Origin of the sequence: Arthrobacter sp. ISL-5 (assembly GCF_018613835.1) — a bacterium.
GTDB lineage: Bacteria > Actinomycetota > Actinomycetes > Actinomycetales > Micrococcaceae > Arthrobacter.
Map to the genome: position 1 here is coordinate 1 of NZ_JAGGPM010000015.1, position 20,224 is coordinate 20,224.

20 protein-coding genes and 2 tRNA genes are annotated in these 20,224 nt (G+C 66.1%); 5 read left to right on the forward strand and 17 right to left on the reverse strand.

What is annotated here, in order from left to right; all coding sequences use genetic code 11:
* Nucleotides 1-23: 23 nt before the first annotated feature.
* Genes J7I89_RS07945 through J7I89_RS07955 form a run of 3 tightly spaced genes read right to left on the reverse strand, consistent with a single transcriptional unit; the run spans nucleotide 24 to nucleotide 2,169 of the window.
* Nucleotides 24-590, reverse strand: a complete 567-nt coding sequence (locus J7I89_RS07945; protein WP_214968893.1) for a GtrA family protein — start codon at nucleotides 588-590, stop codon at nucleotides 24-26.
* Nucleotides 517-1,461: a fumarylacetoacetate hydrolase family protein gene (locus tag J7I89_RS07950; RefSeq protein ID WP_214968895.1), complete on the reverse strand. Its 945-nt coding sequence runs from the start codon at nucleotides 1,459-1,461 to the stop codon at nucleotides 517-519. The genes J7I89_RS07945 and J7I89_RS07950 overlap by 74 nt, the downstream gene beginning before the upstream one ends.
* Before the next feature lie 45 nt (nucleotides 1,462-1,506).
* Nucleotides 1,507-2,169 carry a DUF1684 domain-containing protein gene (locus J7I89_RS07955; RefSeq protein WP_214968897.1) on the reverse strand — a complete coding sequence of 221 codons (663 nt, stop codon included), beginning with the start codon at nucleotides 2,167-2,169 and terminating at the stop codon, nucleotides 1,507-1,509.
* Between the two features lie 104 nt (nucleotides 2,170-2,273).
* Between J7I89_RS07955 and J7I89_RS07960 the strand changes: the two genes are divergently transcribed.
* Entirely contained in the window at nucleotides 2,274-3,062 is a 789-nt protein-coding gene (locus J7I89_RS07960) for a hypothetical protein (protein ID WP_214968899.1), read from the forward strand.
* Between the two features lie 73 nt (nucleotides 3,063-3,135).
* Nucleotides 3,136-3,942 carry a transglutaminase family protein gene (locus J7I89_RS07965; protein WP_214968901.1) on the forward strand — a complete coding sequence of 269 codons (807 nt, stop codon included), beginning with the start codon at nucleotides 3,136-3,138 and terminating at the stop codon, nucleotides 3,940-3,942.
* An 18-nt stretch (nucleotides 3,943-3,960) separates the two neighbouring features.
* Here the strand turns inward: J7I89_RS07965 and J7I89_RS07970 are convergent, their stop codons facing one another.
* The 9 genes from J7I89_RS07970 to bcp form a co-directional block, all read right to left on the reverse strand.
* Nucleotides 3,961-4,428, reverse strand: a complete 468-nt coding sequence (locus J7I89_RS07970) for a MarR family winged helix-turn-helix transcriptional regulator (protein WP_214968902.1) — start codon at nucleotides 4,426-4,428, stop codon at nucleotides 3,961-3,963.
* Nucleotides 4,428-5,573 (reverse strand): LLM class flavin-dependent oxidoreductase, encoded by a 1,146-nt coding sequence (locus tag J7I89_RS07975; RefSeq protein ID WP_214968904.1) that lies wholly within the window; start codon nucleotides 5,571-5,573, stop codon nucleotides 4,428-4,430. The genes J7I89_RS07970 and J7I89_RS07975 overlap by 1 nt, the downstream gene beginning before the upstream one ends.
* 166 nt (nucleotides 5,574-5,739) lie before the next feature.
* On the reverse strand, nucleotides 5,740-6,708 hold the full coding sequence (locus J7I89_RS07980) for an endonuclease domain-containing protein (RefSeq protein WP_214968906.1): 969 nt from the start codon (nucleotides 6,706-6,708) through the stop codon (nucleotides 5,740-5,742).
* Between the two features lie 192 nt (nucleotides 6,709-6,900).
* The gene (locus J7I89_RS07985) at nucleotides 6,901-10,119 is read right to left on the reverse strand and encodes an efflux RND transporter permease subunit (protein ID WP_214968908.1); all 3,219 of its coding nucleotides are present in this window, start codon (nucleotides 10,117-10,119) and stop codon (nucleotides 6,901-6,903) included.
* Nucleotides 10,120-10,185: 66 nt separating this feature from the next.
* Nucleotides 10,186-11,691, reverse strand: a complete 1,506-nt coding sequence (locus J7I89_RS07990) for a malate:quinone oxidoreductase (protein ID WP_214968910.1) — start codon at nucleotides 11,689-11,691, stop codon at nucleotides 10,186-10,188.
* 79 nt (nucleotides 11,692-11,770) lie between these two features.
* Nucleotides 11,771-13,432 carry an ABC transporter substrate-binding protein gene (locus J7I89_RS07995; protein WP_214969010.1) on the reverse strand — a complete coding sequence of 554 codons (1,662 nt, stop codon included), beginning with the start codon at nucleotides 13,430-13,432 and terminating at the stop codon, nucleotides 11,771-11,773.
* A 259-nt stretch (nucleotides 13,433-13,691) separates the two neighbouring features.
* Nucleotides 13,692-14,363: a fasciclin domain-containing protein gene (locus J7I89_RS08000; protein ID WP_214968912.1), complete on the reverse strand. Its 672-nt coding sequence runs from the start codon at nucleotides 14,361-14,363 to the stop codon at nucleotides 13,692-13,694.
* 316 nt (nucleotides 14,364-14,679) lie between these two features.
* Nucleotides 14,680-14,761: transfer RNA gene (locus J7I89_RS08005), tRNA-Leu, on the reverse strand.
* 95 nt (nucleotides 14,762-14,856) lie between these two features.
* The gene (gene bcp / locus J7I89_RS08010) at nucleotides 14,857-15,339 is read right to left on the reverse strand and encodes a thioredoxin-dependent thiol peroxidase (RefSeq protein ID WP_214968914.1); all 483 of its coding nucleotides are present in this window, start codon (nucleotides 15,337-15,339) and stop codon (nucleotides 14,857-14,859) included.
* Between the two features lie 95 nt (nucleotides 15,340-15,434).
* Between bcp and J7I89_RS08015 the strand changes: the two genes are divergently transcribed.
* Both J7I89_RS08015 and J7I89_RS08020 read left to right on the forward strand, forming a co-directional pair.
* Nucleotides 15,435-15,914: a MarR family winged helix-turn-helix transcriptional regulator gene (locus J7I89_RS08015; RefSeq protein ID WP_214969012.1), complete on the forward strand. Its 480-nt coding sequence runs from the start codon at nucleotides 15,435-15,437 to the stop codon at nucleotides 15,912-15,914.
* Nucleotides 15,915-16,045: 131 nt separating this feature from the next.
* On the forward strand, nucleotides 16,046-16,567 hold the full coding sequence (locus tag J7I89_RS08020) for a hypothetical protein (RefSeq protein WP_214968916.1): 522 nt from the start codon (nucleotides 16,046-16,048) through the stop codon (nucleotides 16,565-16,567).
* Between the two features lie 52 nt (nucleotides 16,568-16,619).
* Here J7I89_RS08020 and J7I89_RS08025 read toward each other — a convergent pair whose 3' ends face one another.
* From J7I89_RS08025 to J7I89_RS08040, 5 genes are all read right to left on the reverse strand, one after another.
* On the reverse strand, nucleotides 16,620-17,675 hold the full coding sequence (locus J7I89_RS08025) for a phosphodiester glycosidase family protein (RefSeq protein ID WP_308159835.1): 1,056 nt from the start codon (nucleotides 17,673-17,675) through the stop codon (nucleotides 16,620-16,622).
* Between the two features lie 233 nt (nucleotides 17,676-17,908).
* Nucleotides 17,909-18,037 (reverse strand): hypothetical protein, encoded by a 129-nt coding sequence (locus tag J7I89_RS25580; protein ID WP_285290193.1) that lies wholly within the window; start codon nucleotides 18,035-18,037, stop codon nucleotides 17,909-17,911.
* A gap of 245 nt (nucleotides 18,038-18,282) precedes the next feature.
* Nucleotides 18,283-18,618, reverse strand: a complete 336-nt coding sequence (locus tag J7I89_RS08030; RefSeq protein ID WP_214968918.1) for a hypothetical protein — start codon at nucleotides 18,616-18,618, stop codon at nucleotides 18,283-18,285.
* Between the two features lie 193 nt (nucleotides 18,619-18,811).
* Nucleotides 18,812-18,884, reverse strand: a tRNA-Lys gene (locus J7I89_RS08035).
* A 117-nt stretch (nucleotides 18,885-19,001) separates the two neighbouring features.
* Nucleotides 19,002-19,904 (reverse strand): sorbosone dehydrogenase family protein, encoded by a 903-nt coding sequence (locus J7I89_RS08040; protein ID WP_251045066.1) that lies wholly within the window; start codon nucleotides 19,902-19,904, stop codon nucleotides 19,002-19,004.
* Here J7I89_RS08040 and J7I89_RS25080 point away from each other — a divergent pair.
* Nucleotides 19,903-20,214 carry a hypothetical protein gene (locus tag J7I89_RS25080; RefSeq protein ID WP_251045067.1) on the forward strand — a complete coding sequence of 104 codons (312 nt, stop codon included), beginning with the start codon at nucleotides 19,903-19,905 and terminating at the stop codon, nucleotides 20,212-20,214. The genes J7I89_RS08040 and J7I89_RS25080 overlap by 2 nt on opposite strands.
* Nucleotides 20,215-20,224 lie beyond the last annotated feature (10 nt).

Here is a 20,224-nt window from a genome sequence, read left to right on the forward strand (position 1 = left end):
GTCACCAGCAACGTAACTTCGGACTAGCGGTGCCGGGCGCGCCGGAAGATCCAGTGCCGGAGCAGCGTGAACCGGGCCGCCGTGGCGAGGAACCCGGACAGCGTGGTGGTCAGGAGCTCGTCGGCCACAGTGGCGTCCGGCCGGAGCCAGTGGAGTACTCCAAGGCTGCCGCCGGTGATGACGAGGGCCACGAGGATCAAGACCAGGCCCTTAAGGTGGTCCCGGGCCGCCCTGCGCTGGTCCGTGATCTTGAACGTGAGCCGCCGGTTGAGCGCGGTGTTCATGACGGACGTGATGATCAGCGCGGCGGCGTTGGCAAGCTGCGGCCCCAGCCACGGCCGGAGCAGCGCATACAGCGCCAGCGAGGTGGCCGTGCACACGATGCCCACTCCGGTGAACCGGATGAGCTGGCGGATTACCGGGAAACGCAGGACGCCGCGGTAGTGCCGGGTGGCGGGGAATCGCGCGGGTCCGGGCTCCGGGACCGGCTCCGTCTGCCGAACAGTCGAGTCGGGCTCAGCCTGCTGCGGTACCGCCTGCTGCTGCGTCCGCTGCGTCGGCTCGGCAACGGGCGCGGCAGGCGATTCCATTGCCCCAGCCTTTCACATCAGGCGGGGGATCCGCCTGTCGAGCCGCCGTGACCGGATTGGTGAGTTCGCCGATTCCGCCCACGCGGCACGTGACGGTGTCGCCGGGCTGAATGGGCGCAGTGGCCGCCGGGAAGCCCGTGAGGACGAGGTCTCCGGGGTGAAGGGTCATGAACGCGCTCAGGTAAACGAGGATCTCGTCCACTTTCCAGCCCAGGTCCGCGGTGCTCGCCGTGGCCAGTTCGGAGCCGTTGTGGACGATGCCAACGGGCAGGTCGGCCTCATCCAGGCCGGTGACGATCCAGGGGCCGGCGGGCGTAAACGTGTCCTGGCTCTTGGCGCTGAGCCACAGCTCGTCCGATTTCTGCAGGTCCCGGGCCGTGACATCGTTGGCGATCGTGTAACCCAGCACCGCGGTCCGCGCGTTGTCGAGCGTCAGCCGCCTCGCCGTGCGGGCGACGACGACGGCCAGTTCCGCTTCCGGCTCCACCAGCCCGACGTCGGCAGTCAGTTCGATCGCCTCGCCGGGGCCGATGACGCTGGTGGCGGCCTTGTGGAAGGCCTGCGCCGGCAGGTCGCGGCCGGCCTGCCCGGTGTTGTGGGCCATGCCGAGAACGTTGGCCGGCGCGCTGGGGGCCAGGAACGTGAAGTCGTCCTGGCTCACGGTGTCGCCCGGTTCCCAGCCGCTGCGCGGCGCGCCGTTCGCGTTGGCGGGCGAGCCCGGGAACGGTGAGTCGACCACGGTCCAGAGCCGGCCGGCGTCGCTCCCGAAATCAGGGGCGCTGTTGGCGACAAAGAACTGCTCGGCGGCGGCGGAGGGCTCGGGGGCGAACGGGTGGACGCGGGCGATCCGCCGCGGGGCAGCTGGGGTCATTCAGCCATCGTATGCGCCGCCGGGAACGCCCGGGAAAGCGTGACGTCAGTAGAGCTCGCCCACGGGGATTTCGACGGCGAGCCTGTTGGCGGGGCCGGCGAGCGGGCACGCCCAGGCCTCGTTGTACGCGCATGACGGGTTGTAGGCGAAGTTGAAGTCGAGCACGAACTGCGCGTCGGAACCGGATCCGCGCACGCCGTGGAAGGCGCCCTTGATGGTGTCCAGAAGGTACCGGCCTGCGCCGTAGCTGCCCCCGGGCTGGCCGGCCGTGGCGTCGCGGAACGGCACGAAGATTCCGCCGCCGTAGCCATGGAGCTTCCAGACCGCCAGCTGTCCCATCTCCGGCAGGTCAAAGGTTCCCAGCCGGACGAATCTGATCAGTCCGTCCGTGCCGGTTTCGACGTTCATTTCGCGCCCTGCGCCTTCCTTGGTCAGGGGCACGTGGAAACGATAGATGGGATCGTAGTCGGCCGTCTTGAGTCCGTAGAAGCTCGCCTTGGCCTCGGCAGTGAGGGCCGACGCCGGATGGGTGGCGAACATGCGGTCCCGTTCCTGGCGCCAGTACGCATGGGCTTCAGCCGGGCTGTCGGCGGCGATTTTGCGGACAGTGTCATAGAGGGCAAAGGTACGCAGTCGCCAGTCCGCAATGTCGACGGCGGACATGCCCGCCAAGGTCTTCTCCGCCGCGTCCAGCTCGTCATCCGCCATGTCCCCCAGCCTAGCCCTCTTTCAGGTTCCGAAAGCCCGGGGCCGATTGCGAAACGCGGAAGCGGTCAGCCAGGGGCGGGCGGCGTCGCGGCTAGGCTGGAGGCATGACAGGGATCACACCTTCCCGAGGGGTAAGCATCGCCACCGTCGCTCTGCTGGCGGCGGGACTCATGGCCGGCTGCAGCAGCGACGGCAAGGGGACACCGGCCTGGACTGCAGAGCCCGGCAGCAGCAGCGCGACGCCCGGGGCAACCAGCGGAACGTCAACTCCCTCTGCCACCGCTACGGGACCGACCGAGACTCCCGGGGCAACGGCGTCGGCGTGGAAAGTCTTTTCCGACCCCGCCAAGTCCGTCAGCTTCGAATTGCCGCGGGGCTGGATCGCGCAGTCGGTGGATCCGGACAAGGGGACACTGCCCGGCGCCGTGAAGGTCGAAGTCAAGGACGCGGAGGGGACTTACCTGGCCACGCTGCAGACGGGCCTGCCGGACGCCGCTGCGGCCAAGTGCGCCACAGCCGCCAGGAAGCCCTACGTTGTGGTCAGCAGCGTGCCGGTGGAGCTGCCCCAGAGCGCCGGCGAAGGGACCATCGCCCCGCACGTGGTGTTCAGGGTTATCCAGGGCTACCGCTTCTTCGGATCCTACGGGATCACCAACCTCGTGGGCGGAGCCGACTCCAAGGCATGCCAGCTGCAGAACGTGGTCCGCGGACTCCCGGGCAAGGGGAACTACTCCTTCAGTGATGTGCGCTCGCTGAAGCCGTTCGCGCCGGACGAGAAAGTTGCGCCGGCGAAGGCCTTCGACACCCTTGACCAGGCTGCCGCCTACGTCAACAAAGGCTCCGAGTTCGCGAACGTCCAGCGGATGCTAATGTCTCTGGAGATCAAGAACTAGTCCCGCTGCCTCGGCACACCCCCCGGGTCCACAGCCGTGACTGGCTGACGCTACCTCACACCCCGGAGTTACATTGGAACGCACTGTCGGTGCCCGCCTGGTCTTCAAGACCGTGGCCGATACGAAGGTGGCATTGGCCATTTCCGTGGCCAGGAACCGCGGCTACGCCTCCCTTGACGAGACTCTTTCGGTGACCGCCCCGGACGGCCCGGTTCCGTTGACGGAGCTTTCCGACCACCACGGGGGCAGGTTCCACTACATGGAGTTTGCCGACCCGACCGAGGTCACCGTCGACTACACGGCCACCGTTGCCGGGTTCGCCGAGCCGGAGGAGGCCTCCCTCATGGAGCTCATCCGCTACGTCCGGCCGAGCCGCTACGCGGAATCCGATCGGCTGCTGCCCACGTCCTATGCGGAGTTCGGCGGACTCCAGGGCGAGGAACTCCTGCACGCGGTGCGCAACTGGGTATTCAGCGAACTCCGCTACGTCAGCGGTTCCTCGCGCGGCATTGACGGCGCCGTGGAAACACTACTGAACCGGCGCGGGGTGTGCAGGGACTATGCGCACCTGGCCATTTCCCTGCTGCGGGCCAAGAACGTTCCCGCGCGGCTGGCCGCCGTGTACGCTCCGGGCCTTTCGCCGATGGATTTCCACGCCGTGGCCGAGGCCCACATCAACGGGGCCTGGCACGTGATCGACCCCACGGGGCTGGCGCCGCGGGAATCGATGCTGCGGATCACGGCCGGACGCGATTCCTCCGACACGGCGTTCCTGTCCACCGTGGGCGGCAGCCTGTCCCTCCGGGAGATGCGCGTCACCGCCGTGGTCAACGGTGAGCTGCCGGCAGAGGATCCCGACAAGCTGGCCGTGATCCACTAGCTGGCCGTGATCCGCTAGCTAACGCGGCGGCAAGGAAGCGCGCAGCTTCTCCGTCAGCCTCAGGAGCTCCCTCTGCTCCGCCGCTGTCAGCGCCGGGCCGACGAGTGCAGCGATGTCCCTGACATGCTCGCGGCCGATCTGTTTTTGCAGTTCAACGCCCGCGTCCGTCAGCTTCAGCAGCACCCCGCGGCCGTCATTCGGTGCGGGCGACCGTTCCACCAGGCCGCGCTTCTCCAGCCGGTCAACCAGCCTGCTGAGGCTGGACTGGCTCAGGAGGACGTGGTCGTTGAGCTCATTCAGGCGCAGCCGGCCGGACGGGCACCGGGACAGGGTGAACAGAACGTCATACTCGTTCACCGCCAGGTCCTTGAAGGCCGGTCCGGACTGCAGCCGGCGCATCACGGCAACCTGCGCCCGGAAGAGTGATTCCCAGGTTTCGGCGGCCAGGCGTACCGGAGACGCTGCCGGGGCTGTCCGGGCGGTCATCATGCCTCCCGTGCGGCGGGAGCGGCGGAGGGTTCAGCCTGGCCGGCTTCAGTCTCAGCGGCGTTCTCGGCGGCGATCCTTGCCGCTACGCGCCCGGCGTGCGTGGGCGGATCCGGCACGTGCGCCGGCTTGAGCGCGGCGTACTCCTTGCGCAGCACGGGCAGGACCTCTTCGCCGAACAGGTCCAGCTGCTCCAGAACGGTCTTCAGCGGCAGGCCTGCATGGTCGATGAGGAACAGCTGGCGCTGGTAGTCGCCGAAGAATTCGCGGAACGTGAGCGTCTTTTCGATGACCTCCTGCGGGCTGCCGACCGTCAGCGGCGTCTGCGACGTGAAGTCCTCGAGCGAGGGGCCGTGGCCGTAGACGGGGGCGTTGTCGAAGTAGGGCCGGAACTCCTTGACGGCGTCCTGGGAGTTCTTGCGCATGAAGAACTGCCCGCCCAGGCCCACGATCGCCTGGTCCGCCTTGCCGTGCCCGTAGTGCTCGTAGCGCTCGCGGTACAGGCCGATCAGCTGCTGGTAGTGCTCCTTGGGCCAGAAGATGTTGTTCGCGAAGAAGCCGTCGCCGTAGTACGCCGCCACTTCCGCGATCTGCGGCGTCCGGATGGACCCGTGCCAGACGAAGGGGGCGACGCCGTCGAGCAGGCGCGGCGTGGAGGTGAAGTTCTGCAGCGGCGTGCGGAACTTCCCGGACCAGTTGACGGTGTCCTCGTCCCACAGCCGGCGCAGCAGGCTGTAGTTTTCGATCGCCAGCTCGATCCCGTCCTGGATGTTCTTGCCGAACCAGGGGTAGACCGGCGCCGTGTTGCCGCGTCCCAGCACGAGGTCCACGCGGCCGTCGGCGAGGTGCTGCAGCATGGCAAAGTCCTCGGCGATCTTCACCGGATCGTTCGTGGTGATGAGCGTGGTGGCCGTGGAGAGCGTGATGCGCTCCGTCTGGGCGGCGATGTACGCCAGCGTGGTGGTGGGCGAGGAGGAGAAGAAGGGCCGGTTGTGGTGCTCGCCGAGGGCGTAGACATCCATGCCAATTTCTTCGACCTTCTTGGCGATCGCCACCGACGCCTTGATGCGCTCGTGCTCGGTGGGGGTCCGGCCCGTGGTGGGGTCCGTGGTGATGTCGCTGACGCTGAATACGCCGATCTGCATGATGAGCCTTTCCGTTCGCCGGGGTGTCCGGGCCTGTTACAACTATATCCTATTTACATGCATTTGCATCTATCGCATGTTGTAACGTTCAGCACGGCAAGTTATTCCCGTGACCCCACTGGGTAGCAGCTCGCGCCGTTCTGAGCCCTGAAAACGGCGCGAGCTGCTACCTAGTGGGGGACCAGCCGCTCGCCCGGAGCGCGGCACGAACCTTGCGGACCGCTGCCTTGGCGTCGTTTTCCATGTGCCGCCTGGATATCCGAACCAGCGTCCAGCCGGCCAGGGCGAAGTCCTCGTCCCGGGCGATGTCCCTGACGATCTGGGCCGGGTCCGAATGCCCTTGGCCGTCGTACTCCACGGCCACGCGGTATTCCGCGTAGGCCAGATCGGGTTGACGCACGACGCCGGAACTCAGCACCGCGGCCACATTGAGTTGCGCTTCGGGCAGGCCCGCGCGGTCCAGCGCCAGGCGAAGGCGCGTTTCGGGAGCGGAGTCCGCGCCGATCCTCGCCTGCTCCAGGGCTAGCCGTGCCTTGCGGATTCCCGGTGTGCCCTTGTGGCGGTCCAGCATGTCCGCCAGTTGCTCGAGGGTTGCATGAGCTTCGCTCCGACCTTCGAATTCCGGGCGCGGAAGCCGAAGCAGGTGGTCAGCTACCACGGTGAGTTCATCGACGCTCATCCGCCGGGCATTATCCAACCAGGTGCGGGCCCGGCTGGTCACCAGGATCCCGTTCAGGTCCACGATCTCATCCGGAAAGAATTGCCCGCGATGGCCAATGACGCCGCGCCGTCTCGAGATGGCCACGGTGTCCGGGCGGGAAATGTGAACGCCCGGGGCGTCTGCGCCCGGAAGGAAACCCGGGTACTCCCACAGCCGGAAGGCCGTGGCGTGGGACGCCGCCGAAAGGCCTGTGACACGCGTGACGGGCCTGGCCAGCTGCGAAAGCTGCAGGAGGGCACCAGGGAGAGGGCCGGCGTCGGGAGTCCTGCCGCCTGCCGGTACGCGGATGCCGCGACTGGGCGTGATGAGCGAGCGGTTCTGCAGCCGGCCACGGGCCACCCCGGCGCCTAACGCCTCGCTTACGGTGAAAGGGATGGCTGCCAGCTGGTCTGGCAGGGGCCGCGGATGCTTCATGGCCCCATGGTTGCAAAAACGAACCGGCCGCGTGGAAGTTATCCACAGGTTCCGGGGCCGAACCCAACCAGGTAGCAGCTCGCGCCGTTCTGAGCCCTGAAAACGACGTGTGCTGCTACCCAGTTGGGGTGAGGAGGGCTGGGTGGGGAGGGCTGGGTGGGGAGGAACGGGGGCAGGCGAGAGGCGCGGACGTTACTCGGGGGCGCCCGGTGCGGCGCGCCTGCCGGTGACCTTGGGGACCATGCCGGTGGTCCAATCCGCGAGCTCGTCGTCGACGTCGTCTGCCGGCGCAATGCCCGGGCGTTCCTTCAGCTGCCGGAGCAGTGATTTCTTCTCCTTGCGCCCCTCCACCAGCCGGTACAGCACGGGGACCAGCACCAGGGTCAGCGCGGTGGAGGACACCAGGCCGCCGATCACCACGATGGCCAGCGGCTGGGAAATGAACCCGCCGCCGCCGGTCATGCCGAGGGCCATGGGCGTCAGGGCAAACACGGTCGCCAGCGCCGTCATGAGGATGGGGCGCAGGCGCTGCCGCGCCCCGTGGGTGATGGCATCGGCCACCCTCATGCCGGGCCTGCCGCCGCGCGGCTTGCGGTACTGGTTGATCAGGTCGATGAGCACGATCGCGTTGGTCACCACAATCCCGACGAGCATCAGCATGCCGATCAGGGACGGCAGCCCCAGCGGCACCTTGGTGATCAGCAGCAGGGCAACGGCGCCCGTGGCCGCGAACGGCACCGAGACGAGGAGGATCAGCGGCTGGATGAGCGACTTGAAGGCGGCCACCATGATCACATACACGATGGCGATGGCGGCGAGCAGCGCGAGTCCGAGCTGCCGGAAGGACTCAGCCTGCTGGGTGGTGGCCCCGCCGATCTGCGCGGTGACGCCGGCCGGAAGCTCCACGGATTTGAGGCGGTTCTGCACCTCGGTGCTGACGGCACCCAGGTTGGCGCCCGACGGCGTTACGGAGACTTGCGCGGTCCGCTGGCCGTTGCTTGAGGTGATGGAGACGGGGACGTCCACCCGTTCGACGGCGGCTATCTTGTCTAGTGGTACGGCACCGGACGCGGTGGGAAGCGGGATGTTGCGCACAGCCGCGATGCTCGTGAAGCGGGTCCCCTCGCCGATCCGGACGGGGAAGTCGTCCGTGTCGATGCGCACGGTGCCCGCGGGGACGGGACTGATGGTTGAGGCCAGCACGCCTGCCACCTGCTCTTCCGTCAGGCCGGCCGCCACCGCCTTGGCCCGGTCCACCTTGACCTGCACCACGGGCTGGCTTGCGGCCAGGTTGGTGGTCACCTCCGTGCTTCCGGGGACGCCCGCCATGGCCCGGACCATGGCGTCACTGGCCGTCCGGAGGTCTTCCGTGGTGGCGGCCTTGAGGGTGATGTCCACCGTGGAGGAGGTGCCGAAGCCGCCCTGCTGGGATCCGACGGAAATCTTGCCGGCGCCGCCGACCTTGGCCAGTTCAGTGCGGACAGTCTCCTGCAGCTTCGCCTGGTTGGCTTTCTCTTCCGTGACCACGGTGAAGGTGGAGTTGGAGGACCCCGTGGAGGTCAGTGCCGTAAAGCCAGCCTGCGCATTGCCGGATGTCACCTGGACGTCCCGGATGCCCTCGATGCCGCGCAGCACGTCCTCGAGTTTTTCTGCTGCCGCGCTGGTGTCGTCGAGGCTCGTGCCGGCCGGCAGCTCCTGCTTGACGGTCATGCTGTTTTCGCCGGACCTCCCCAGCAGGTCGGTGGCGAGCAGGGGTGTCATGGCCGCGGTCCCGCCCAGCACCAGGACGGCCGCGATCAACGTCACCACGGGGTGCTTCTGGGTCTTGGTGAGGACGGGGAGATACCCGCGCTGGAGCAGGCTGCGCTGCTCCGCCTCGTGGGCCCTGGCTTCGATGGCTCGAGGTGATTCGGGGGCAGTCCCGGCGGCGCCCGCATCCTTGGGTGACTTGAGGAACCAGTAGGCCAGGACGGGAACGATGGTCAGCGACACCAGGAGCGATGACAGCAGCGCAATGGTGACCGTCAGGGCGAACGGGCGGAACAGCTCGCCGGCGAGGTCACCCACGAACGCAATGGGCAGGAAGACGGCCACGGTGGTGAGCGTCGAGGCGGTGATGGCGCCGGCCACCTCGCGGATGGACGCCAGGATGGCGGTCAGCTTGGGCTCGCCGTAGCTGAGGTGCCGCTTGATGTTTTCGATCACCACGATCGAGTCATCCACCACCCTGCCGATCGCGATGGTGAGCGCGCCCAGGGTGAGGATATTAAGCGAATACCCGGTGCCCGCGAGGCCGATGAAGGTGATCAGGAGCGACAGCGGGATGGAGACGGCGGTGACGAGGGTGGAGCGGACGGACATCAGGAAGACGAGGATGACGGCCACGGCGAAGCCCAGCCCCAGCAAGCCCTCCGTGGTGAGGTCCTTGATGGATTTCTCGATGAACGGCGCCTGGTCGAAGACCGGCGTGAACTTTGCGTTGGAACCGAGCTCGGCCTCCAGCTGCGCCAGCGAGTCCTTGACGGCGTGGGAGATGGCCACGGTGTCGCCCTCGGGCTTCTTGGTGACGGACACGGCCAGGGTTTCCTTGCCGTTGGTCCGCGTGATGGACGTCCGGGCATCGTCCTTAATGCTGACATCGGCCACCGAGCCGATCGTCGCACCGCCCTTCGCTCCGCCGAGAGGCAGGGCCTTCACCGCAGCGGTCGAGTCCACCGGGCTGCCGATCTGCAGGGACAGGCTCTGGCCCTTGTCCTCGATCGTGCCGGCGGGGACAAGGTCGCCATTGTTCGTCAGGGCGCTCCGGATCGACTGGATCGTCGCTCCGCTGGCGGCCATCTTGGCCGGGCGAGGCAGGATGAGGATGTGCCGGCTGGCGCCGCCGGTCACGTCGGCGCCGCGGACGCCGTCGAGCTTTAGCAGCCTCGGGACCGTCAGCCGCTGGAGGTCGGTGTTCAGCTCGCTGAGCGTCTTGTCAGAGGACACGGCGAGGAATACGATCGGGAAGTCGCTGATGCTGCCCGCGATGGCCTGCGGCTGGACGTCCTCCGGAAGGGTGCGCTTGGCGTTGGAAATCGCGCGGTCGATCTGGTTCCGGGCGCGGTCCAGGTTGGACCCGTAGGTGAACACCATACTGATCTGGGAGACGCCGTTGCGCGACGTCGACGACGTCGACTCCAGCCCCTCGACGCCGTTCAAAGCCGTTTCCAGCGGACGGCTCACCTGCTTGTCCACCACCTCTGGAGATGCCCCGGGCATCGACGTGATGACGGTGATCCGCGGGAACTCGATGGACGGAATGAGCTCCTGCTTAAGCGAGGACATGGTGATCACGCCGAACACCGAGGCAAAGATGGTGATCAGCGCGATCAGCGCACGGTTCCCGAGGGAAAGACTGGCCAGCCGGAACATCGCTTGGTCTCCTGGTGGGTCGACGGACAATTGCTTGGTGGAGCCTGCCGCAACCCGGACAGGGTATTAGCGATTGACGGCCGGCGAGGCCTCCAGCTGGAGGGCCTTGGCCGTGGCCTTTTCAAGCTCCGACGCCAGCTCAGGGTTGTCGTTGAGCTTGACGCCGTAGCCGGGCATCATCTCCTTGAGCTTGGACTGCCAGCCCTTGAAATTCTTCGGGAAGGACTTCTGCAGCACCTCGATCATGATCGGAACGGCGGTGGAAGCGCCCGGCGACGCGCCGAGCAGGGCGCCGATGGAGCCGTCGCGGGCGGCGATCACCTCGGTGCCGAACTGCAGGACACCGCCCTTCTTCGGATCCTTCTTGATGATCTGCACACGCTGGCCGGCGGTGATAAGTTCCCAGTCGCCGTCCTTGGCTTCGGGGTAGTACTCGCGCAGTGCCTCAACCTTGTCCCCGTGGCGCTTGGCCACTTCCTTGACCAGGTACGCCGTGAGGTCCATGTTGTCCTTGGCCACGGCCAGCATGGGAATGATGTTGCCGGGACGGATAGACAGCGGGAGGTCGAGGTAGCTGCTGGTCTTCAGGAAGTTCGTGGAGAAGCCGGCGTACGGGCCGAACAGGAGCGAGCGCTTGCCGCCGACGTAGCGGGTGTCCAGGTGCGGAACGGACATGGGCGGCGCGCCGACCGAGGCCTGGCCATAGACCTTGGCGTTGTGCTGGGACGCGAGGGACGGGTCCGTGCAGCGGAAGAACTGGCCTGAAACGGGGAACCCGCCATAACCCTTGCTCTCCGGGATGCCGGAAGCCTGCAGCAGGCGCAGTGCGCCGCCGCCCGCCCCGACGAACACAAACTTGGCGCGGATGCTGCCGCGTTCCCCGGAAGCCGGGTGCTTGAGCGAAAGGTCCCAGCCGCCGTCGGACGCCCGCTTGACGTCGGTGACGTCATGGCCGTAGTTGATCTCGACGCCGTTGTTGCCAAGGTAGGTGGTCAGCTCCCGGGTCAGTGCCCCGAAGTCGACGTCGGTGCCCTCCGCGGCGCGCGTCGCGGCGATGCGCTCCTTGGGGTCGCGGCCCTTGACGATGAGCGGAGCCCACTTGCCGATCTGGGCGAAATCCTCGGAGTACTCCATGCTGTGGAACAGCGGGTGCTGCTTGAGCGCGTCATAGCGTGTCTTGAGGAAGTTGGAGTTGTCCTGCCCAATGACGAAACTCATATGCGGGACCGTGTTGATGAAGCCCTTGGGCGATCCGATCAGGGAGTTGGTCACGAGGTGCGACCAGAACTGGCGGGACAGCTGGAACTGCTCGTTGATGTGCAGTGCCTTGGAGGGGTCCACCGAGCCGTCTTTGGCTGCGGGGGAGTAATTAAGCTCACACAGGGCAGCATGTCCGGTGCCGGCGTTGTTCCACGGTCCCGAGCTCTCGAGGCCGGCTTCGTCGAGGCGCTCAAAGAGGGAAACGGTCCAGTTGGGTTCAAGCTGCTTGATGAACGCACCCAGCGTGGCGCTCATGATGCCGCCGCCAATCAGGACGACGTCGGCATGTTGGGTCTTGGAAATGAAGGTCACAATCAGTCTCCGATAGCAGCGGCTCTGGCTGTCACAGAATATCCCTGCACCGCCCACTAACTGAAATTGGTCCCGCCCGTCAAGGCCTTAGCTGGACCTTGGTGAAAACTTCATTTAATACCGGCGAGGCGGGGTAGCTGATGACCCGGTCGGACAGCGCCAGCGCCGAAATGGGGAACGCGATGGGGACGGCCGGAACGGTCTCGGCGATCTGGGCATTGATGGTCTGGTACTGCTCGGTGCGTTCCTTGCCGTCGGGCAGGCCGCGCGCCCGGTCGATCTTGGAGAAGACCTGGGGGTCCTGGTATCCGAACTCGCCGTTCTTCTCGCCGAACAGCGGCGCCAGGAAGTTGTCCGCGTCCGAATAGGAGCCGTTCCAGCCGAGCAGGTGGAAGGCATGGTCGCCGGGGGACTGCACCTTCTGCAGATAGCCGTCGGACCAGTCGACGGGAACGGGCCTGATGTTGAAGCCCACGGCCGTGAGCTGCCGGCTGATCTCGGCATAGACCTTCTCCGGCGTGGGCAGATAAGGCCGGGTCGCGTTCATGGGGTAATAGAACTTGAGCGGCTCGCCCTTGTAGCCTGCCTCCGCCAGGAGTTCCTGGGCCTTGGCAGGGTTGTGTCCCAGGGCGGGTGCATTGTTGTTGAACCCGCTCAGCTTGGGCGGCACGAACTGCGAAGCCTGGGCGGTGTTGTCGATGAAGAAGCGCCGGATGAGGGTGTCTTTGTCGATGGCCAGCTCGACTGCCTGCCTGATCTTGAGGTCCTGCAGGGCCGGAACCTCCTGGTTCATGCCCAGGTACATCACCGAAAACGGGTCACGCTGGATGATCTGCTGTCCGCGCTTGACGAGCTGGTCGAAGTTTCCCACCGTCACGGCGTCATAGCCGTCGATCTTGCCGTCGAGCAGGGCCTGGAGCCGGGTCTGCGGATGGTCGTAGGTGACGAACCTGATGGTGCCGATCTGGCCCCTGTCGCCCCAGTAGTCCTTGTTGGTGACCAGGGTGACGCTCGTGCTGTCCCAGGCGGAGAACCGGAACGGCCCCGTGCCTACGGGGTGCCTGGCGTAGTCGGAGAGGACCTGGCCGCCGCGGGTGCGGTTGAGGACATCGGCCCGTCCCGCGGCGAGTGCCTTGGGGGAGGAGATGGCGAACGCAGGCAGGGTCAGGGCCTGGAGAAATCCCGTGAAGCGTTCCGTGAGGTCGATCCGCACGCGCAGCGGCGACAGCGCCGTGCAGGCCTTGAAGACGGAGAGGCCCGCTTGATCGGCGTGTTCCTTGAAGACGCCCTTGAAGGTGGTGCCCGGAGCCTGGTTCCGGATCGCTTCGGAGAAGTTGAACCAGCGCTCAAAGTTGGTGCAGACGGCCTCGGCGTTGAACAGGGAGCCGTCGTGGAACGTGATGCCGGAGCGCAGAGTAAAGGTATAGGAGCGGCCGTCCGCTGACGCAGTCCATTCGGTGGCGAGCAGGGGCGTCGGTTCGCCCGTGGTCTGGTTGACGCCCACGAGTCCCTCAAGGACCTGGCGGGTGACGCGCTGGGACTCGACGTCGTTGGCCAGGGCAGGGTCCAGGCCCAGCGGCTGGGAGGCGGTACCGAACGCGAAGGTGGCCGAGGGGCTCGTCGGCGTGGGGGTAGCGCTCACGGCCGCGGTGGAGGGCGCGGGATCCGGCTCGCCGGTGCAGGAAGTGAGCGTCAAGCCCAGAAGAACTGCACCGGTTTTGATGGCCGTACGGCGCGTCATACTGCTGGGCACTGAATTATCACCTCTGGGCTGCTGGACTGCTGGGCTGCACGTGGGCGGCTACGGTCTGCTGGCCCCGACCCCCATTCTAGTTGACGGGCAGGCTCCCCTTGACGGACCCGGCGCTCAGGACACGCAAACGCGAACGGACATGGCGGGCACAGCAAAGCCGTGGCCCGCACCTCGCGGGTGCGGACCACGGCCTTTCCTTTGCCGGATGGAGTCCCAGTTCTCCTCCGGGCCGGAGTATCAGCAGGGACTACTTGGGCATCAGCACCGAGTCGACCAGGTAAACAGTGGCGTTGGCCGTCTGTACGCCGCCGCAGATCACGTTGGCACCGTCAACCTTGAGGGCATCCTTGCTGCCGGTCACGGTTACCGAACCGCCCTGGACCGTCTTGTGGGTGCCCACGATCTTGTCAGGAGTGATCTGGCCAGGGACAACGTGGTAGGTGAGGATCTTGCTCAGCAGGGCGTCGTCCTTCTTGAGCGTTTCGATCGTGGCGGCGTCGATCTTGGCGAAGGCGTCGTCAACCGGTGCGAAGACAGTGAACTCGCTGCCGTTCAGCGTGTCCACCAGGTCAACCTTCGGGTTGAGTTTGCCGGAAACTGCGGCCGTGAGCGTCTTCAGGAGCGGGTTGTTCGAGGCGGCCACGGCCACCGGGTCAAGTGCCATGCCCGAGACTGAACCCGCACCGCTGGGGACCTTCTCCGCGTAGCCGGCGCAGCCGGGGCCAGCCAGGTTGGCTGCGGGGTCCATGGCTGCCGCGGAAGTTTCCGACGGCGACGGCGCCATGCTGGAGGCGGACGGTTCAGCTGCGGCGGAGGAGCTGGGAGCCGTCGTGGCCGAACCGCCGCAAGCGGTCAGGCTGAGCAGGGCTGCGGCTGCAACACCTGCAACGGTGAAAGTTGTGCGCTTGAATGACTGCATTTCGATTCTCCTTGGTTGTGCCGATCATTGCCTGCGGAGAACGGTTTCCGTCCCCCGTCCATTGGCCCTATTCCGACTGTGGGGCACCGACCCTTGGTTGGTGTCTCAATGGGTATTCGGCCAATGGGCGGCCACGGATGGGTGAACCGGAAAGAACTTTTTTGAGCGGGCCGGCTTTCGCTGCAGCCGCGCCGGAGGATCCGCTGCTTAAACGCCGGAATCCCGGGTTAAACGCCGGAATCCCGGGCCGAGGGGCCCGGGATTCCGTGCTGTGCAGCATTCGTGTTGCAGTGTTGTGCACCGCGGTTTGGCTTTGTGCGCAAGGGGGGACTTGAACCCCCACGCCCGAAGGCACAGGAACCTAAATCCTGCGTGTCTGCCAATTTCACCACTCGCGCCCGGCTCCACCTGGCGCCTTCTGCCTGCTGTGACCGGCAGAAAAACGTACGACGGCGGATGCCAGCCTTTATTGTACCGTCAGCCGCGTGTGCCGTCAGTTGCCGGCTTCCGCCAGCTTCAGGTCCTTGCGAAGCTTCGCGACATGGCCTGTCGCCCGGACGTTGTACTGGGCCACGGCGACCTTGCCGTCCGGATCCACCACAACGGTCGAACGGATGAGGCCGTCGTAGGTCCGCCCGTAGTTCTTCTTCTCGCCCCACGCAGCGTAGGCCTCGGCAACGGCATGGGTGTCGTCGGACAGGAGCGGGAACGTCAGGCCTTCGGACTCAGCAAATGCCGCCAGCTTGCTGACGGGGTCAGGCGAGATTCCCAGTACGTCGTAGCCCGCGGCCTGCAGCGAGGCGAGGCTGTCCCGGAAGTCGCACGCCTGTTTCGTGCACCCCGGGGTAGCGGCGGCCGGATAAAAGTAAATGATGGTGTTCCGGCCCCGGTAGTCGTTGAGGCTGACGTCTGCTCCGGCCGAGTCCTTCAATGTAAATCCGGGTGCGGTGTCGCCCGGGATGAGTCTTTCAGCCAAAGTATTCTCCTTGTTTGCGTGCGGGACATTTAAGCTTAGTAAGGCTTGCGGGCGGTCACCAATCCACACTGGCTATACTTGTTGGTATGCCTGATATGGATCGCTGGCCCACTGGGCGCCTCTTGTCCACGGCGGCACGTCTCGTTGAACACTCCTGGAATGAAAAGCTGGGTGCCATCGGCTTGACCCACGCCGGTGTGATTGCCATCGAGGTTCTCTACAACAACGGTCCCATGACGCAGGCCCAGCTGGCTCAGCTGGTGCGCGTCCAGGCCCAGACCATGGGCAAAACGCTCAGCCGGCTCGAAGCGCACGGACACATCGTGCGCCAGCGCAGCACATCTGATCGCCGCAGCCACGTCGTTTCACTGACTGAGCGTGGCACCGAGGCAGTGGCTGCCGCAGCGGACATGGAGCGGTCCGTGCTTGCCGCAGCATCCATCGATCCGGATGTCCTCCGGCAGGAACTTAAGGCCGTGGTCCGGGAGCTTGCCACCCGATTCGCATCCCCGGAGACGACCGCCATCGTGGCGAGCGCCGATTCAGGGCTGGCCGAGGCCCGCTCCTTCGACTGACAGAAGCAACGTTCGTTGACGCCCCCGGGCGACGCCGCCTGAATCCTCCTCATTCGCCCTGGTTGACGGCGCGTCAAGGGAGGGGCACACTGGCCACATATTTGTGAGTCCTGGAGATGGGCGGACAAGGCATGCCTGAAGACCAAACTGCTGGCCGCGGCCCCAACTCCGGACGAAGCCGGAGCCCCCTCGTACGCCGTGTCATCCTTCCCGATTTCATCGTTGTGTCGCTGGCACCCATCGCGGAGAACGTTACGTACAAGCTCGCAACCCAAGGCAGGCAGACGTGGCTCTTTCAGGATCTGGGCTACATGCTCGGCGCGGGCCTCCTCATCGTCATCACGTTCTATGGCATCTGGATCCACCAGCGGGACGACCGGAAGCTTCCCCCGGCTGAGGCCATGCGCGACGCCATTGCTGCCACTGTGGTTCTCCTGTACCTGGTGCTGGTCTCGTGGGCAACCTTCTTCGCGCCGGGCCCCCGGGGTCTCCTGCCGGACCAGCTCCTTGCGTCACTGACCACTGTCACCGGCGTCGTCATCGCTTTTTATTTCGTCTCCACCGCGGCGGCCAGCAAGTGGTCACCGAAGCCACCCTGGGCCGGTGAGCCTGCCGTTCAAGAGCAGAGTGCAACAGAAAAGGACCAGCGCTAATCCCGCCCGGGCGTGACCGGCGCCCCTCGAGTCCTTCCTGTTCGCTGACGGGTCAGTCCCTCCGACGCGGAAGCACCAGAAGGGCGTCGCCCACAGGCCGTTGTCCGGCGGCGTCGGAGGGTGAGTTGACCACTTGGCCATTGACCACCATGGTGGTGGAGCCGCCGCCGTCCAGGTTGATGGCGTCCACCATTCCCAGGGATCGGGCAACGTCTGCTGACTCCTTGATGCTGAGCCCGAGCGCTGTCGTCTGGCGTCCGTCGGCGGTGACCAGCAGCGTGCGCCCCTGGGCATCGACGCCGGCGATGGTACGGGGATTGCGCTTGTGGACCCAGCCGTAATAGAAGCTGTTGCTGTCGCCCTGGCGGACCATGCCGTCCCGTTTAGCGGTGATGTTCTCGGCGCCATTGGACACCAGGACGGGACCCCCGTTGACGACGTCCGTCGTGGAGCCTGCTTGTAGCGGCCTACCGGCTTCGTTGACGAGTTCTGCGTCGATCTTCAGCCGTGTGCCGATCTTGGCCAGGCTGCCGAGTTTCTGGACGTCCGTACCGATAGCCTGCACGGTGCGTCCGCGGGCAGGAACCGGGATGCCGCGCGAGGAGTTGACGGCTTTGACGGTGCCGTGTTCATCGAGCACAACTTCCAGGCCAGGGCCGGACGGCGTAGAGGGTCCGAAGTCCTGGGTAAAGGCCACGATCTCGTCGGGATCGGTGCAGGTGGCGTCGAAGTAGCCGCCGTTGGTTGCCGCCAGGGCTCCGGCGCCGGCGGCAAGCTGGCTGGTGGTTTCCCGATCCTGCAGGTTCGGACCGAAGCCGGACGTGAGCTGGCCACGGAACTGCTTCGGATCAATGGTGAGGACCTCCAGTTTCCAGGGACCCCGGGTCGTTCGGCTGGTCCCGGCGTCGCCGTCCCAGCCCGTGTACAGAACAGATGATGCGTAGCTGGCGGCTTTGATCTGCTCGACGGCGGGTGCACCGTCGGCCTTCGAAGCGAACTGCCCGGCACGGACCCTGTATCCCAGGTCACCGCCGGCGTCGGCGAGCTGAGGGGACTGAACGTGTTCAACCCGGGCCTGGATACCCGCGGCTTCGAGCTTGCCTGCCACGGCGCGGGCGCGGGATTCGTCGGAAAGCGCGGAGGCTGGTGCGTCCGGATCGGGCGAGGCTGACGGGATGGCGACTTCGGCGGTCCATACCAGGGAGGGGTCTGCGGCTCCCCGGGTGATCGAGGTCCGGGTCAGCCCCGGAGCCAGCTCGGTGACGGTCCGTGACTCGGGGAGGTCCGGCGCGCCGAGTTGCAGAGTTTCGGCACGGTCCGCCGCGCTGGGGGCTGCTGCCGCTACACCGGGGGTTGCCGGGAGGGAGGGGCTGCGGCCGAGGGGCCGGCCGGCGTGAGGAAGGCCGCGGGGAGGCCGAGGGCCAGGGCCACGATGGCGGCCCTGCTGAGGCGCCTGTTGGGGATTTTCATGCTGCGACCCTAGCCGCGTGAGATGCCGTTGGACGGGTCCAAACGCCGGCGTTCAGGATGTCTTGGCGGAGTGTTCACAAGGCGTTTGGCAGTCATGAAGTGAGCCTCGTCCGGGGCTACCCGGACGAGGCTCACTGAGGGAAAGGTGCATCAAAGCTGGTCGCTGTCGGCTGCCGCGCAGCGTCGCGACCGAGCTTCGGGATCCGCGGCTTCTGAGATCCTTTCCGTGGGCGCAGGTGCAGCCCTTAGCTGCAGAACTTGGTGTACGTGCTGCCTGCCTGCTCGTAGTCGGCCTTCAGGGCGTTGAGCTTTTCGGTGTCCGGGCTGTCCCTGATGGACTCGTCCGTGTAATCGAGGATCGCCCGCAGCGCCGGCTTCAGGTCATCCGAGGACACGGCCTCGATCGGCCGGATCTGGTTGGCAAGGCGCGTCATTCCTGTCTTGCCCACGCTGTTTGCGGGGTTCGACACCACGGTCTTGATCCGGTCGCAGGTTTCTGCCGTGGTCAGTTGGGGTGACGCGCAGGCCGAAGCGGAGAGGACGAGTCCGGCGGCGAGCAGGGCGGTGGTGAGTTTCTTCATGGGTTCCCTCAGTAGTTGATGACGTTCGATTGTAAGCAGACGTTCCTGAGCGCCGGGGTGGCGCGCGCTCCATGGAGGCGGACTCAAGAACCTGCTGCGCGGCCTCGACGGCTCTGGCCCGTCGGATTATCGCGGGCAAAACGAAACCCCGCCTTCATGGCTTGTGGCCTATGAAGACGGGGTTTCTCACCTGTGCACCCCCCGGGACTTGAACCCGGAACCCATTGATTAAGAGTCAATTGCTCTGCCAATTGAGCTAGAGGTGCATCTGCTGTTTCGTTCAATCGTGGGCTTTTCTTTCCCTCGTTGATCTCCGCAACGACATGAAACTCTACACGAACTTTTGGCCAGTGTGAAATCGGGCCGGCAGGAGGGCCCGCGCGTTAGTTCGGAAGGCCCAAAATCAGCACAAAATCAGGGTTTTCGTTGTTGCTCAGAACCCACAACTCCCCGTTCGGGGCGAGGGAAACGCTCCGGATGCGGCCGTACTGCCGTGTGAAATAGGCCACAGGGGTGCCCGCGCTTTCGCCTTGGAGCGGAACGGCCCAGATTCGCCGGCCCCTGAGCGCGCCCAGATAGGCCGTGCCGCCCACGATCTCCAGGCCGCTCGGGGATGACTCGGCCGTGGACGGCCAGACAACCTTTGCATCGATGAATCCCTCACGGTGAGGCGCGCCGGTCACGTCAGGCCAGCCGTAGTTGCCTCCGGCCTGGATCAGATTAAGTTCATCATTGACGTCGGGACCGAACTCGCTGGCCCACAGCCGGCCATCGCTGTCCCACGCCAGTCCCTGCACATTCCGGTGCCCCAGGCTGTAAACGGGATTGCCCGGGAACGGGTTGCCCGGTGCCGGCTCGCCGTCCCTGGTAAGGCGCAGGATTTTCCCGCCCAGCGCATTCCGGTCCTGGGGCTGTTCCCGTCGCTGGGAGTCGCCCGTCCCCACGTAAAGGAAACCGTCGGGGCCGAAGCGGAGCCTGCCGCCGTTATGCGTGGAGGCCTTCGGGATGCCGGAGAAGATGACTTCGGGGGCGCCCAACCTGAGATCTGTCCCAGTCCCGGCTTCGTCGAGCCGCACGCGGGCGATCCGGTTGTCATCGGCCGCGGTGAAGTAGACGTAAAGAAGCCGGTCCGACGCGAAGTCGGGCGACAAAGCCAGGCCCATCAAGCCGCCCTCACCACCTGGCACTACGTCCGGGACCTTGCCGATGGTGCGGATTTCGCTGCCCTTCACGGATTTGAGGAGCGCGGAATCCCGTTCCGATATGACTGCGGACCCGTCAGGCATGAACACGGTTGACCAAGGCAGTTGCAGGCCGTCAATCCTGGTTCGGACCACCGGAGCCGCGGGTTCGCTGGGTGTGGACCGCCCGGGGCTGGCCGACGGGCTTCCACCGGGGCCGGTCCCGCTGCCAGCGGGGCTTGAGGCCGGCGAGCTGGTGCTCCCGGCCGTCGGTGCGCCGCCGCCGTCTCCGGTGCATCCGGCAACCATGAGCGCCAATGCCACAGCCGCGGCGGCGGCACGCCCTGAGGCAATCCGGAGCAAGAAGCCGGACGGCCGGCCGTCGGCAACGGCAGAACCACGCGCGCTGCCTTGACCTGCTCCGG

Coding starts and splice junctions, on each gene's coding strand:
- J7I89_RS08030 (WP_214968918.1), bottom strand. CDS start 18,618: ATGAAGAAACTCACCACCGCCCTGCTCGCCGCCGGACTCGTCCTCTCC.
- J7I89_RS25080 (WP_251045067.1), top strand. CDS start 19,903: ATGAACACGGTTGACCAAGGCAGTTGCAGGCCGTCAATCCTGGTTCGG.
- J7I89_RS07960 (WP_214968899.1), top strand. CDS start 2,274: ATGACAGGGATCACACCTTCCCGAGGGGTAAGCATCGCCACCGTCGCT.
- J7I89_RS07995 (WP_214969010.1), bottom strand. CDS start 13,432: ATGACGCGCCGTACGGCCATCAAAACCGGTGCAGTTCTTCTGGGCTTG.
- J7I89_RS07970 (WP_214968902.1), bottom strand. CDS start 4,428: ATGACCGCCCGGACAGCCCCGGCAGCGTCTCCGGTACGCCTGGCCGCC.
- J7I89_RS07980 (WP_214968906.1), bottom strand. CDS start 6,708: ATGAAGCATCCGCGGCCCCTGCCAGACCAGCTGGCAGCCATCCCTTTC.
- J7I89_RS08020 (WP_214968916.1), top strand. CDS start 16,046: ATGCCTGAAGACCAAACTGCTGGCCGCGGCCCCAACTCCGGACGAAGC.
- J7I89_RS08040 (WP_251045066.1), bottom strand. CDS start 19,904: ATGCCTGACGGGTCCGCAGTCATATCGGAACGGGATTCCGCGCTCCTC.
- J7I89_RS25580 (WP_285290193.1), bottom strand. CDS start 18,037: ATGAAAATCCCCAACAGGCGCCTCAGCAGGGCCGCCATCGTGGCCCTG.
- J7I89_RS08000 (WP_214968912.1), bottom strand. CDS start 14,363: ATGCAGTCATTCAAGCGCACAACTTTCACCGTTGCAGGTGTTGCAGCC.
- J7I89_RS08015 (WP_214969012.1), top strand. CDS start 15,435: ATGGATCGCTGGCCCACTGGGCGCCTCTTGTCCACGGCGGCACGTCTC.
- J7I89_RS07950 (WP_214968895.1), bottom strand. CDS start 1,461: ATGACCCCAGCTGCCCCGCGGCGGATCGCCCGCGTCCACCCGTTCGCC.
- J7I89_RS07985 (WP_214968908.1), bottom strand. CDS start 10,119: ATGTTCCGGCTGGCCAGTCTTTCCCTCGGGAACCGTGCGCTGATCGCG.
- J7I89_RS07945 (WP_214968893.1), bottom strand. CDS start 590: ATGGAATCGCCTGCCGCGCCCGTTGCCGAGCCGACGCAGCGGACGCAG.
- J7I89_RS07975 (WP_214968904.1), bottom strand. CDS start 5,573: ATGCAGATCGGCGTATTCAGCGTCAGCGACATCACCACGGACCCCACC.
- J7I89_RS07955 (WP_214968897.1), bottom strand. CDS start 2,169: ATGGCGGATGACGAGCTGGACGCGGCGGAGAAGACCTTGGCGGGCATG.